The organism is Winogradskyella sp. PC D3.3, from assembly GCF_054366245.1.
Map to the genome: position 1 here is coordinate 406,480 of NZ_CM135962.1, position 13,538 is coordinate 420,017.

Here is a 13,538-nt window from a genome sequence, read left to right on the forward strand (position 1 = left end):
AACATGAAAGTATTTACACTTATTCTATCGATTATTGCTTTAGCGCTTATTATTTTTAATGCAACAAAGTTAAATTTCGAAGCACTTTTTGAAGGAGAAAGTCAAACCGCCTTAATTACAATTGTAGCCGCACTTTGCGCACTCGTATTATTGCAAATTCTTAGAATTTCTAAGAAGATTGAGAAACTAAGTAAAAAACGCTAATGCTTTTTGACACGTTAATTATTGGTGGTGGAGCTGCAGGACTATCTTGCGCTTTAATTTTAGGTTCTGCACAACATAAACCTTTTGCAGAAGGCAAACATATTGGCATTATAATGCACCAAAAAACATCGCATCTACAAACCGCTTTGTTTAATAATGTTTTAGGATTACAACCAGGTACGCTTGGTGCTGACATTCTAGAAGATGGTAAAAAGCAATTAACAGACCTTTATCCGCATATTACTCAGATTGAAAATGAAAAAGTAAATGCTATCGAAAAGCATGACGATGGTTTTATAGTTACTACAAATCAAAGCCGTTACCGATCTAAAATTGTAGTTGTTGCAGTAGGTTACACCAACTTAATGACTATAAAAGGGCTTGAAAACTACACAGAACCACACCCTAGAGCTGCTATTGAAAAAGATAGAATTTGGTTAAAAAATACAGATCATCTTATTGAAAAAAACCTTTACGTAGCTGGAACTTTAGCCGGATGGAGAAGTCAATTTGCCATGGCATGCGGAAGTGGAGCACATGTAGCAACCGATATTTTAACCCTTTGGAATGATGGTAAACAAACCAAGATTCACGATAAAATTTAAAAACTTAATCTTGTTTAAAGTTCGGATATTCGGTGCTTAACAAAATTACTTCTTGCACCATAATATCTTCCTTATTTATTATTTCTTCAAACACATTGTCATCAAATAACTGTTGTGCTAACGTTGCTTTAATGAGTCGTTTGATTTCGGCATTATAGACTGTGAAGGTAATATTAGTTCGCTCTCTATTATTAACGTAGTCCTGAAAACGCACCACAATATCATCACTTACTTCAAAATTATTAATAAAATCGTATTTCGTAATATCTTGATACAACGTGCGATCTTTATCTAATTCTTCAAAAACGAAATAACCAAAATGACCGCGTCGTCTTAGATAATTTATAGTTTCATTATCAAACAATCGATCTACAGGAACAAACACATCTGGAATGATACCTCCACCTCCATAAACCACTTTCCCTTTTGGAGTTGTAAACTTTAAGGAATCATCAACAACGATGCTTTCTTCATCGGCTAACTCCCCATTTCTTAAACGTTTATAATAATCATTATAGTAACTTTCGCTATCTCCATTGGTATAGGGTTTTTGAATAGAACGTCCTGTGGGTGTGTAATATCTAGATACGGTTAAGCGTACAGCACTACCATCGCCTAAAGCCATTTCTCGCTGTACCAACCCCTTACCATAAGAGCGTCTTCCAACAATAATGCCTTTATCATTATCCTGAAGTGCGCCTGCAATAACTTCACTTGCTGACGCCGAATTTTCATTGATTAGAATATAAAGTTCCCCTTCTTCAAAGTCTCCTCTACTTGTAGCATAAATACGCTCTTCTTTCCCTCGTTTATCTTTTGTAAATAAAATAAGTTTATCGTCTTCTAAAAATTCATCTGCAATCTGCTCAGCAATTCCTAAAAAACCACCCGGATTATCTCGTAGATCTAACGCAAGTTTTGTTGCTCCAAGATCTTTTAATTCATCTAATGCAGACTTAAATTCTCTAAAAGTAGATTCAGCAAAACGATTCACTTTTATATACCCTAAATCATCTGTGAGCATATAAGCCGCATCCACACTTTTAATAGGAATAGCTTTTCGTTTGATTTCAAACTCTAATAATTCTTCTTCACCTTTTCTATAAACGGTAAGTTTTACATCTGTATTTTTATCACCTTTTAGCTTTTCCCCTATAACTTCGTTAGAAATATTAGGTCCATAAAGCGTATCTCCATCAGCTAAAAGAATACGATCACCACTCATAATACCAGCACGTTCACTTGGTCCTCCTTCGGTAGGTTTAATAACGGCAATACTATCATTATAAGAGTAGAAGTTAATACCAATACCAACAAAATCACCTTTCATATTTTCGGTAATTCGTTCTAAGTCTTCCTTAGGAATGTAAGTGGAATGTGGATCTAAATTATGTAAAATCCCATTTACCGTAACGTCAACAATACTATCCGTATTGACATCCTCTACATATTCATAATCGATATAGTCTATTAACCTGTTGAGTTTATCTTTTTTGCTATTGGTAGTAAAGAGGTTATCTGAAGTATCCGAAAAATTCAATTTTCCTCCCATGACAACACCAGCCCCAATTGCAACTCCGATAATTAATGGTATGTATTTATTCTTTGTTGCCATACTATTTCCCATCAGAATGGGAATCTGTATTTAAATCTTCAATAAGTTCTAATTCTATACCTGCTTTTTCAGAAAATCAACTCCTGAACAGTCCTTATAATCCTGATTATAAACAACTCTTACAATCCCTGCCTGATGAATTAACTTACTACATTCTTTACAAGGAGACAATGTAATATATAAGGTTGCACCTCTACAAGATTGTGTAGATGATGCTACTTTTAATATAGCATTGGCTTCAGCATGTAACACATACCATTTAGTGTAGCCTTCATCATCTTCGCAATAATTCTCAAAACCCGTTGGTGTACCATTATAGCCATCAGAAATAATCATTCGATCCTTAACTATAAGAGCTCCTACTTGTTTTCGCTTGCAATGGGATAGTTTACCCCATTCTTGTGCTATACGTAAATAAGCTTTATCGTAACGTAACTGTTTTGTTTTTGGCATTAAATATTAGTATTAAACAGAGGTTATGTTGTTAGTAACGAAGATAAAGGGATAGTATTTTACAAGCCATTTACTTCTCGTTAAAGTTTTACCAAACTTTTTGGTTTATTTTAGAAAATCACTTTCTATGAGCATAGGAATAACCAAGCCCGTTACAACAGCAGAAATCACCATAACCCAATCGCGCCGCGAAAATCTAAAGACTGTTTGACATAAAAACCCTATAAATAAGACTATAAAGACAATTATAACTTGAGCAAGTTCAATCCCTAAAGCAAATTCAACAAGAAGTTCCAATTTATTTTCCGATTGTCCTGAAAACATTTTAAACTCTCTTGCAAAACCTAAGCCGTGTATAATTCCGAAAAATAAAGTGGTAAAAAACAACAATCCTATTTTATTGTTTTTCGATTTTTTACCCGCCGTAAACACGTTATAAAGTGCCATAATTAAAATAGTAACTGGTATTAAAAATTCTACTAATTCACCATTAATACTCACAATACCATATGCCGCTAAAACCAATGATAATGTATGACCTAAGGTAAATGTTGTTACTAAGAAAAGAACGCGCTTCCAATCATTAAAAACATAAGGCACAGCTAATACCATTAAAAAAAGAATATGGTCATAGCCATTAATATCTAAAACATGGTTCATGCCATATTGCACATTAAACCAGAAATTTTCTAACATAATTATTGTATTTGGGAAAACCAAAGTTACAATTAAAATGCAATATGTTTCCATTAAAATAAAGTGAATAAAATTTGTGTAATCCTATTTTCTTTCGGAATATTGTAACACACAAAGTTCAAATAACTTACTGAAATGTTATCAAGAAAGGTGGAGGGATTAGACCCATTGAAGCCTTAGCAACCCTTAAATTTATTAAGAAGGTGCTAAATTCTACTTAATTGGCGATTCATTTATCGCGAAATTGGATAGATAACCAAACCTAATTACTCATCTGTAATTACTACTCTTTATAACATTTTCTAGAAAATTGCGTCTACGACGTATTTGTTTTTTTGATATTATCAAATGATTAGAAAATGAGTTCCAAACACATTGAAACACAAGCTATACGTACACAGATTGAACGTTCGCAATACTTAGAACATTCAAGCCCTTTATACCTCACATCGAGTTATGTTTTTGAAGATGCTGAAGATATGCGTGCCTCTTTTGCAGACGAAAAACAACGGAATATTTACAGTCGCTATTCCAATCCTAACACTTCTGAATTTGTAGAAAAAGTTTGTAAAATGGAAGGTGCAGAACGTGGTTACGCCTTTGCTTCTGGTATGTCTGCTGTATTTTCAACATTTGCAGCCTTATTAAATTCTGAAGATCACATTGTATCTTGTCGTAGTATTTTTGGTTCTACGCAAACCCTATTTAATAACATATTGCCAAAATGGAACATTGCAACGAGCTACTTTAAAATGGATGAATTAGATACCATTGAAAGTCTAATTCAACCCAATACCAGAGTGATTTATGCAGAAAGCCCAACAAATCCTGCTGTAGATATTTTAGACTTACAACGTTTAGGAGATATCGCTAAAAAGCATGGACTTATATTTATTATCGACAATTGTTTTGCAACACCATATTTACAACAACCTATAAAATTTGGTGCCGATTTAGTCATTCATTCTGCCACCAAATTAATGGATGGCCAAGGCCGCGTTTTAGGAGGTGTTGTTGTGGGGAGTTCCAATTTAATTCAGAAAATTTATTTGTTTTCTAGAAATACAGGTCCTGCTTTATCTCCATTTAACGCTTGGGTGTTATCTAAAAGTTTAGAAACCTTAGCAGTTAGAGTCGATAGACATTGTGATAATGCCTTAAAAGTTGCTACCTTTTTAGAGTCTCATAAGAATGTGAATGTTGTAAAATATCCATTTCTAAAATCACACCCGCAATACGAATTAGCCAAACAACAAATGAAATTAGGCGGAAACGTTGTGGCTTTTGAAATAAAAGGAGGCATTGAAGCCGGTAGAAACTTTCTAAACTCCATTAAATTATTATCACTATCTGCAAACTTAGGAGACACTAGAACTATTGTAACACATCCAGCATCAACAACACATGCTAAAATCCCAGAAGATGTAAGATTAGAAACCGGCATCACTTCAGGATTAATACGAATTTCTGTCGGTTTAGAACATCCTGAAGATATTATTAACGATTTAAAACAGGCTTTAGAAAACTAAGGTCAGTTCGAGTGATTTTATGACATCGGAATAAAATTGTATCGAGAACACATACATATTATGAGCACAATAAAAGACGAATTACAAAAACGAATCTTGGTTTTAGATGGAGCCATGGGAACCATGTTGCAACAATATAACTTCTCGGAAGAAGACTTTAGAGGCGAACGTTTTAAGGATTACCCATCTCCTTTAAAAGGCAATAACGATTTGTTATCCTTAACCCAACCAAAAGCTATAGCTGAAATTCACGCTAAATATTTTGAAGCTGGTGCTGATATTGTGGAAACCAATACCTTTTCTGGAACCACCATTGCCATGGCAGATTATGACATGGAAGATTTGGTGTATGAATTGAATTTTGAATCGGCTAAAATCGCCAAAGAAGTGGCAGATAAATTCACAAAAGCAAATCCTGATCAACCGCGTTTTGTTGCAGGTAGTATTGGACCAACAAACAAAACCGCAAGTTTATCACCAGATGTTAACCGCCCAGAATACAGAGCCATTACGTTTAACGAATTACGTATTGCCTATAAACAACAAGTAGAAGCCTTAATTGATGGCGGTGCCGATTTACTTTTAGTGGAAACTATTTTTGATACTTTAAATGCAAAAGCCGCTTTATTTGCCATTGAAGAAGTCAAAGAAGAACGCCATATTGCTATTCCAATTATGGTTTCTGGAACCATAACGGATGCTTCAGGAAGAACCCTATCCGGACAAACCGTAGAAGCATTTTTAACCTCAATATCACATATTCCCTTATTAAGTGTTGGCTTTAATTGTGCCCTTGGCGCGCAACAGTTAAAACCGTATTTACAGCGTTTATCTAACGAAACGAATTTCTATACCTCAGCACACCCAAATGCGGGATTACCAAATGCTTTTGGAGAATATGACGAAACACCAAAACAAATGCAAGGCTATATTGAAGACTACCTTAAAAATAACCTTATCAATATTATTGGCGGCTGTTGTGGCACTAGTCCCGCGCATATTAAAGCCATTGCAGATGTCGCAAAAAACTACAAACCAAGATTAATACAAGAATTAGCATAATGGCAGAATCTGATTGTAAGAAATACTTAACCTTATCTGGCTTAGAACCGTTAGTGGTAACGCCAGACAGTAACTTTATTAATATTGGAGAACGCACCAATGTAACTGGTTCTCGAAAATTTCTTCGGTTAATTAAAGAAGAAAAATACGATGAAGCCTTAGAAGTTGCCAGAGACCAAGTCGATGGAGGCGCACAAATTCTAGATGTTAATATGGATGAAGGGATGCTCGATGGGGTTTATGCCATGACGACCTTTTTAAACCTCATCGCTTCAGAGCCCGATATTTCTAGAATCCCCTTAATGATAGATAGTTCTAAATGGGAAATCATTGAAGCTGGTTTGCAAGTTGCACAAGGAAAATGCGTGGTTAACTCTATAAGTTTAAAGGAAGGCGAAGCGCAATTTAAACACCACGCCAAACTCATCAAACGTTACGGAGCCGCAGTTGTGGTAATGGCTTTTGATGAAGACGGCCAAGCGGACACTTACAACAGACGAATCGAAATCTGTAGACGTTCCTATCATATTTTAGTGAACGAACTTCAATTTCCTGCGCAAGACATCATCTTTGACCCTAATATTTTTCCAGTAGCCACAGGTATGGAGGAACATCGCAGAAATGCGCTCGACTTTTTTGAAGCGACCAAATGGATTCGTGAAAATTTACCATATGCTAACGTTTCTGGAGGTGTGAGCAATGTGTCGTTTTCGTTTAGAGGAAACAATATCGTTCGTGAAGCCATGCACTCTGCCTTTTTATATCATGCCATTAAAAACGGTATGAATATGGGCATTGTAAATCCAACCATGTTAGAAGTTTACGATGAAATCGACAAAGATTTATTAGAACGTGTTGAAGATGTTTTATTTGACAGACGTGAGGATGCTACAGAACGCTTATTAGATTTCGCCGAATCGGTAAAAGGACAAAAAAAGGAACACGAGGATAAGGTTTTAGAATGGAGAAGTCATCCGTTGCAAAATCGAATTACACATGCTTTAGTAAAAGGTATTGATGCCTTTATCTTGGAAGATGTTGAAGAAGCACGATTGGCATCCGCCAAACCCATTGAAGTTATAGAAGGTCATTTAATGATTGGGATGAATGTGGTTGGCGATTTATTTGGAAGCGGTAAAATGTTTCTGCCTCAGGTGGTAAAATCGGCTCGCGTAATGAAAAAAGCCGTCGCTTATTTACAACCGTTTATTGAAGCTGAAAAAGACGGCAAACAAGAGTTCGCTGGTAAAATTTTAATGGCGACAGTAAAAGGTGATGTTCATGATATTGGAAAGAATATTGTAAGCGTTGTGTTAGGTTGTAATAATTACGAAATCATTGACCTTGGTGTTATGGTACCACCAGAAAAAATTATTGAAACCGCCATTAAAGAAAAAGTAGATATTATTGGTTTAAGTGGCTTAATTACGCCTTCGCTAGATGAAATGGTCTATGTTTCTAAAGAACTCGAAAAACAGAATGTAAAAATCCCACTTATTATTGGTGGTGCAACAACCTCTAGAGCGCATTCTGCTGTAAAAATTGCACCGCACTATAACAATACAGTGGTACATATTAATGATGCCTCGAGAGCGGTAACTGTCGTTGGCGATTTACTAAAATCAGATAGCATAATATATAAAAATCAGATTCGTGAAGAGTATGATTTGTTTAGAGAACAATTCTTAAAACGAACCAGAAAAAAAGAATATTTAACGCTTACTGAAGCTCGAAAAAACAAGTTTAAGATTGATTGGAATACTTCTGAAATTGTAAAACCAAAACAATTAGGCATTCAAGTTATAGAAGATTTTGACATCACTAAATTGGAAGAATTTATTGATTGGTCACCGTTTTTTAGAAGTTGGGACTTACATGGAAAATATCCAGAGATTTTAACGGATAATGTGGTTGGCGAACAAGCCACAGAATTATTTGCCGATGCTCAAGAATTGTTGAAACGCATTTTTAACGAAAAGCTTTTAAAAGCAAAAGCCATTTTTGGTTTGTTTGAAGCCAATACGGTTAATGATGATGATATTGAGGTTAATATAGAAAAATCTCACCTCGAGCGCAGTCGAGAGGTCTCAAATTCAGGATCTCAGAAAAAGATCTCGACGGCACTCGACGAGACAAATTAAAATTCTTAACCCTTCGTCAGCAATCCAAAAAAGCCCAAGGTAAACCCAATATTGCACTAGCCGATTTTATTGCACCTAAAGTTTCAGGAAAACAAGATTATATAGGATGTTTTTGTGTGTCCACAGGATTTGGAACAGCAGCATTAGCTGCTCAATTTGAAGCGGAACACGACGATTATAATTCCATTATGATTAAAGCCTTAGCTGATCGTTTGGCAGAAGCTTTTGCGGAATACCTGCACAAAGAAGTCAGAACCAAACATTGGAGCTATGCAAAAAACGAAAACTTAACTAATGCCGATTTAATAAAGGAACAGTATAAAGGTATTCGTCCCGCACCTGGTTATCCTGCTTGCCCAGACCATTTAGAAAAGACCAGCATTTGGAAACTTTTAAATGTAGAAGAAACCATTGGAGTAAAACTCACGGAAAGTTTAGCCATGTGGCCAGCGGCAAGTGTTAGTGGTTATTATTTTGGAAATCCCGAAGCCAAATATTTTGGATTAGGAAAGATAAAAGAAGACCAAGTGGAAGATTATTCTAAAAGAAGAGACATTTCAAATGAGGAAGCAACAAAATGGTTGAGTCCTAATATTGCAGATTAATAGAGTTATAATTATAGACCTAGCAGATTTTAAAAACCTTGCAAGTCAAAAAATAATGTCTATAAAAAATTAAGATTAAACATTAAAGAGATACCTGCTTTCGCAGGCAATACTATGAAAGTAACAGACCACATAAAAAACGCGAACGGAAAAACCTTATTTTCCTTTGAAATCATTCCACCAAAAAAAGGAAATAGCATACAACAATTGTATAATAATATAGATCCTTTAATGGAATTCAAGCCGCCTTTTATAGACGTTACCACCTCTAGAGAGGAGTATTTGTATATTGAAAAAGAAGGGCTTTTAGATCGTAGAATCACACGTATGCGACCTGGAACTGTGGGTATTTGTGCGGCCATATCGCATAAATATAATGTCGATACGGTGCCGCATGTATTGTGTGGGGGATTTACAAAAGAGGAAACGGAGTACTTACTGGTGGATTGTCATTATTTGGGTATCCATAATGTGATGGCTTTGCGTGGTGATGCTATGAAACATCAAAAATATTTTGAAGCTTGTAATGGAGGCCATCAATTTGCAAAAGACCTCGTTAGTCAAATTCAAAATCTGAATAAAGGACATTATTTACATGATGTGATTGAAACTGATGGTAAATCTGATTTTTGTATTGGTGTTGCTGGTTATCCTGAAAAACACTTAGAAGCTCCGTCACTAAAAACAGATCTAAAACGCTTAAAGCAAAAAGTAGATACTGGTGCTGATTATGTAGTAACCCAAATGTTTTTTGATAACAAAAAATATTTTGAATTTGTTGAAGCAGCTAGAGCCGAAGGCATTAATGTACCTATAATTCCAGGTATCAAACCTATTGCTGTAAAACGCCATTTACAATTATTACCACAAGTCTTTAAAATTGATTTACCTGAAAATTTAATAGACGCTATAGAAAGCTGTAAAACCAATGAACAAGTCAGACAAGTTGGTGTAGAATGGGCTATTGAACAATCTAAAGAACTCCAACAAGCGGGTGTCCAAGTATTACATTATTACTCTATGGGAAAAAGCGACAACGTAAAAGCTATTGCCTCTGAGTTGTTTTAACAGTTGAAGAGTTTAATTAAAATTTTAAAAGGTCTAAAACTTTATTTCTTTTTAGTCATAACATTTAGAGTTAAACCTAAAACAATACATATTATACCCACTAAACTCCAAATGGTGTAGACTTCTTTAAACCAGATTAAGCCAATAATTATGGTAAATATGACTTCAAGGTATTTTAATGGTGCCACTTGATTGGTTTCCCCAACTTGCATGGCTTTTGTCATATACAATTGGGCAAAATACCCAAACACCCCTAAACTCATAAGAACAAACCATTCGTTACCTATAGGGTTTACCCAGCTCGAAATAGATAGCAGTCCTCCAATTACTGCAGAAATAATCATAAAGTAATTGACGATTACAACGGGGTGATCTGCACTTCCTATTTTACGAATAAAAATATAAACGAAGCCTGCGAATAAGGCTGAAGTTAACGCTAAAATCACTCCAAGAAGTTGAATATCGGTATCATCATCAAAACCCTTCAATATTAATACGCCAGTAAATGCAATTCCAAAAAACAACCATTGAACAGGTTTTATCTTCTCCTTTAGTATAAATAATGCGAAAAATGTAGCGAAAATAGGAGCTACATACCTCAAAGAAACTGCTGTTCCCATAGCAATATATTTTAAGGATAAAAAGAATAAGGTCATTGAGATAAGACCGACAATACTTCGCATTATCATTAATCCTCTTTTATTTCCTATTAAAGAAATCCTGTTTTTTAATAAAAATGGTATGGTAAAAAACAAAGAGCCTAAAGCTCTAAAAAACACAATTTGATAAACACTAAAATGGTTTAAGGACTTTACAAATACATTTAAAAATGTAAATGCTAAAGCACTTATTATCATGTATTGTATTGCTTTTTTCAGAATATGTTTTTTTTAATGGTGACTATTATACTCATTTTAGAGCAGGCAATTTACGTATAAAAACGAGGGCTATTCTATATCGTTTTATCAATTAATTTCGAATTGATGTTTTAACTAAAAAAAGAGCAACTTAAAAATTTAAGCTGCTCTTTAACTTTACTAAATATAAATCAACTACTCAACTACAATACGTTTAGTCACTGAATTATTACCAGAATTTATTTTAACCAAATAAACACCAGTTGTCAATTCTGAAACATCAACAGTATCGTTTATTAATTTTTTTATTGTCAATACCTTTCTACCAAGGACAGAATATAACTCTACGGAATCAATCTGAGTATCATCAGAAGACTTGATAGTTAAAAATGACTTCGCAGGATTAGGGTAAACGTTTAAACTAGACGCTGAAAATGTTTTTGTTGATAATACTGTTGTATTAACTAAAGCTAGATTATCTAATCTAATTTCAGAGTCCCCATTCATCCAACCTTTATCTTTACCCGAATCTCCATGTGCTGCTGCATCATATGGACCAACTGCTCTAATAAATATAGCAATACTCGTCTCCGTTCCGGTATTAAAAGTTAACTGCGGCATAGCGTTTGTATCTTCATTTCCTGGAGGAACAATTGTAGTATATGCTAATTGATTAGCGGTATCCTCTACTGCAGCTACAGTATTATAACCAAAGCCATCTTGTAATGCCTCTGAAGGTATAGCATAAAGCGGTGTATACCCGTCTACATAGGCACTCCCTTTTAGGATGATTACTTCAATATAATTTGTAGTTGTTGGATCATCCTTATAAGTATATTCTAAATCTAGCGTATAATTACTCTCAGCAACAACAGCAACTTCTTGATAAATACCATCAGATTCTAAGTCATCTAATTTTAAGACCTCATTTCCTTCCATTGTAGAAGATTCCCCCTGGTCAGCAATATCTTTATTTATCCATCCAGCACAAGAACAATCCGTACCTTCATTCTTAGCTATTTTATCAAAAACAGCATTATGGACAACGGGTTGCACTTGAGCATAACCCAAAGCGGTTACTAATAAAGATAATGTAAAAAGTAGTTTTGTTTTCATAATCGAAGTTTTAATTAATTATTATTCATTTAGTTACACTTACTAAATTGGTTTACCAATCTGGTTTACCAAATATAACAAAAAAATCAAAACCGATAACGTTTTCGCAATTAAATTGATAAAAAACTTTGATATTTTAAGTCATTTTAATAAAAAACAAACCTTTATTTCATATAATAGACAATAAATTAACATACCTATACTTATTACCATAAACTCTGATTATTGCCAAATACATATGTAATACGATGCTCTAACTTTTATAAGATCTAATAAGAAATTTATAGAAGCCCAATTCAATCTTATAAAATGTAACGTTGCAATTCTATGGTAGAAGAAAAGATTACCAATCTCATTTCTCGTAGAGTATAAAGTCCAAATGCTACATCTTTAGTTTCCTATCCTTTTAAAACATTAACTAGACTAAGATGTGAACGTTGTTTTATGTCTTCAATAGAGTGATGCCTATCAATATTTACAAATTCAATAGGAAACGAACTATTTGTATATTGTGATTTATGTTTATGCTCTGAAGAGACAACGATAATACCATCGATGGACCCATCACTGAGGCTCTTTATGTAGTTTAACTCTTTAGTACTCGAATTAAAGGATTGGTAAAATAGTATTCTATACCCAAAACTTTCAGCTGATTTTTGTAAATGACTAAGTGAATGGCTATAACATATTTCGGTAATTTCGGGTATAATTACAGCTATAGACCCTGTTTTTTGCATCCGAAGAGAAACAGCATAATTATTTGGAACATAATTATACTGTTCTGCTATAGTTTTAATTGTATCGCGTGTCGCTTTACTAATTTCATGCTTATTATTTAAAGCCTTAGATACCGTAGATATAGAATATCCTGATAAAAATGAAAGTTCTTTTATAGTTACAGCTGCCGATTTCAATTCTTAAGATTTTAGTGCGCTAATAATACTTAATGCATTTCTGGTATCTGATTCAATTTTAGCTAAATCATAGCTACCATCTGCACCTTTTGCAATCAATTTAGAGCCCATTCCAACACAAGTGACTCCAGCTTTAAACCAACCTTCAAGATTTTCTTTTGTTGGCGAAACACCACCTGTTGGCATAATACTCGTCCAAGGTTGTGGACCACGAATAGCCTTAACAAAATCAGGTCCATAAATACCACCTGGAAACAATTTTACAACTTCACATCCAAGTTCTTCCGCTCTACAGATTTCGGTTAAAGAACCACATCCTGGAGACCAAGCGACTTTACGTCTATTACAAACAATTGCAATGTCTTCTCTTAAAACGGGGGTCACAATAAAATTTGCACCTAAAGCCATAAATCGAGACGCTGATGCTGCATCTGTAACAGAACCAACACCCATAATCATTCCCGGTAATTCTTTAAGCACCCATTTATTAAGCTCACCAAAAACTTCGTGAGCAAAATCACCTCTTGCTGTAAATTCTAATAATCGTGCACCACCATCATAAGTAGCCTTGATTACTTTTTTACTAATTTCTAAATCTGCGTTATAAAACAATGGTACCATTCCGGTTTGTTTCATAACATTTGCGACTTCTATTCTTGTATAATTTGCCATA

The 13,538-nt window shown here is 34.5% G+C and carries 12 protein-coding genes, 1 pseudogene and 1 riboswitch; of the genes and pseudogenes, 6 read left to right on the plus strand and 7 right to left on the minus strand.

The genetic code is table 11. The annotated features are described in order from the left end of the window. Positions 1-3 precede the first annotated feature (3 nt). Positions 4-204, plus strand: coding sequence for a hypothetical protein (locus ACXGSQ_RS01770; RefSeq protein WP_458627937.1), 201 nt, complete (start codon positions 4-6; stop codon positions 202-204). After that, positions 204-809 (plus strand): NAD(P)-binding domain-containing protein, encoded by a 606-nt coding sequence (locus tag ACXGSQ_RS01775; protein ID WP_458627938.1) that lies wholly within the window; start codon positions 204-206, stop codon positions 807-809. Before ACXGSQ_RS01770 ends, ACXGSQ_RS01775 begins: the two co-directional genes overlap by 1 nt. Before the next feature lie 4 nt (positions 810-813). On the opposite strand, the gene ACXGSQ_RS01780 is transcribed toward ACXGSQ_RS01775, so the two are convergent. From ACXGSQ_RS01780 to ACXGSQ_RS01790, 3 genes are all read right to left on the minus strand, one after another. Further along, positions 814-2,424, minus strand: coding sequence for a S41 family peptidase (locus ACXGSQ_RS01780; RefSeq protein WP_458627939.1), 1,611 nt, complete (start codon positions 2,422-2,424; stop codon positions 814-816). A 54-nt stretch (positions 2,425-2,478) separates the two neighbouring features. Further along, positions 2,479-2,877, minus strand: coding sequence for a deoxycytidylate deaminase (locus tag ACXGSQ_RS01785; RefSeq protein WP_458627940.1), 399 nt, complete (start codon positions 2,875-2,877; stop codon positions 2,479-2,481). A 105-nt stretch (positions 2,878-2,982) separates the two neighbouring features. Continuing rightward, entirely contained in the window at positions 2,983-3,573 is a 591-nt protein-coding gene (locus ACXGSQ_RS01790; protein WP_458627941.1) for a HupE/UreJ family protein, read from the minus strand. A 135-nt stretch (positions 3,574-3,708) separates the two neighbouring features. Continuing rightward, positions 3,709-3,832, plus strand: a riboswitch (SAM riboswitch). Between the two features lie 100 nt (positions 3,833-3,932). Between ACXGSQ_RS01790 and ACXGSQ_RS01795 the strand changes: the two genes are divergently transcribed. The 4 genes and pseudogenes from ACXGSQ_RS01795 to metF all read left to right on the plus strand — a co-directional run bounded on the left by ACXGSQ_RS01795 (position 3,933) and on the right by metF (position 9,978). Then, complete coding sequence (locus ACXGSQ_RS01795; protein ID WP_458627942.1) at positions 3,933-5,102, plus strand: trans-sulfuration enzyme family protein; 1,170 nt, start codon at positions 3,933-3,935, stop codon at positions 5,100-5,102. A 60-nt stretch (positions 5,103-5,162) separates the two neighbouring features. Further along, a complete protein-coding gene (locus ACXGSQ_RS01800) occupies positions 5,163-6,164 on the plus strand; it encodes a homocysteine S-methyltransferase family protein (protein ID WP_458627943.1) in 1,002 nt (333 codons plus the stop codon). Beyond that, positions 6,164-8,910: pseudogene (metH, locus tag ACXGSQ_RS01805) on the plus strand (methionine synthase). Before ACXGSQ_RS01800 ends, metH begins: the two are co-directional and overlap by 1 nt. A 114-nt stretch (positions 8,911-9,024) precedes the next feature. After that, positions 9,025-9,978 (plus strand): methylenetetrahydrofolate reductase [NAD(P)H], encoded by a 954-nt coding sequence (gene metF, locus ACXGSQ_RS01810; RefSeq protein ID WP_458627944.1) that lies wholly within the window; start codon positions 9,025-9,027, stop codon positions 9,976-9,978. A gap of 41 nt (positions 9,979-10,019) precedes the next feature. On the opposite strand, the gene ACXGSQ_RS01815 is transcribed toward metF, so the two are convergent. The 4 genes from ACXGSQ_RS01815 to ACXGSQ_RS01830 form a co-directional block, all read right to left on the minus strand. Continuing rightward, positions 10,020-10,859 (minus strand): DMT family transporter, encoded by an 840-nt coding sequence (locus ACXGSQ_RS01815; protein ID WP_458629304.1) that lies wholly within the window; start codon positions 10,857-10,859, stop codon positions 10,020-10,022. Between the two features lie 171 nt (positions 10,860-11,030). Further along, positions 11,031-11,951 (minus strand): T9SS type A sorting domain-containing protein, encoded by a 921-nt coding sequence (locus tag ACXGSQ_RS01820; protein ID WP_458627945.1) that lies wholly within the window; start codon positions 11,949-11,951, stop codon positions 11,031-11,033. A gap of 398 nt (positions 11,952-12,349) precedes the next feature. Continuing rightward, positions 12,350-12,865, minus strand: a complete 516-nt coding sequence (locus ACXGSQ_RS01825) for a LacI family DNA-binding transcriptional regulator (RefSeq protein WP_458627946.1) — start codon at positions 12,863-12,865, stop codon at positions 12,350-12,352. 3 nt (positions 12,866-12,868) lie between these two features. Beyond that, positions 12,869-13,537 carry a bifunctional 4-hydroxy-2-oxoglutarate aldolase/2-dehydro-3-deoxy-phosphogluconate aldolase gene (locus ACXGSQ_RS01830; protein ID WP_458627947.1) on the minus strand — a complete coding sequence of 223 codons (669 nt, stop codon included), beginning with the start codon at positions 13,535-13,537 and terminating at the stop codon, positions 12,869-12,871. Position 13,538: the final 1 nt, after the last annotated feature.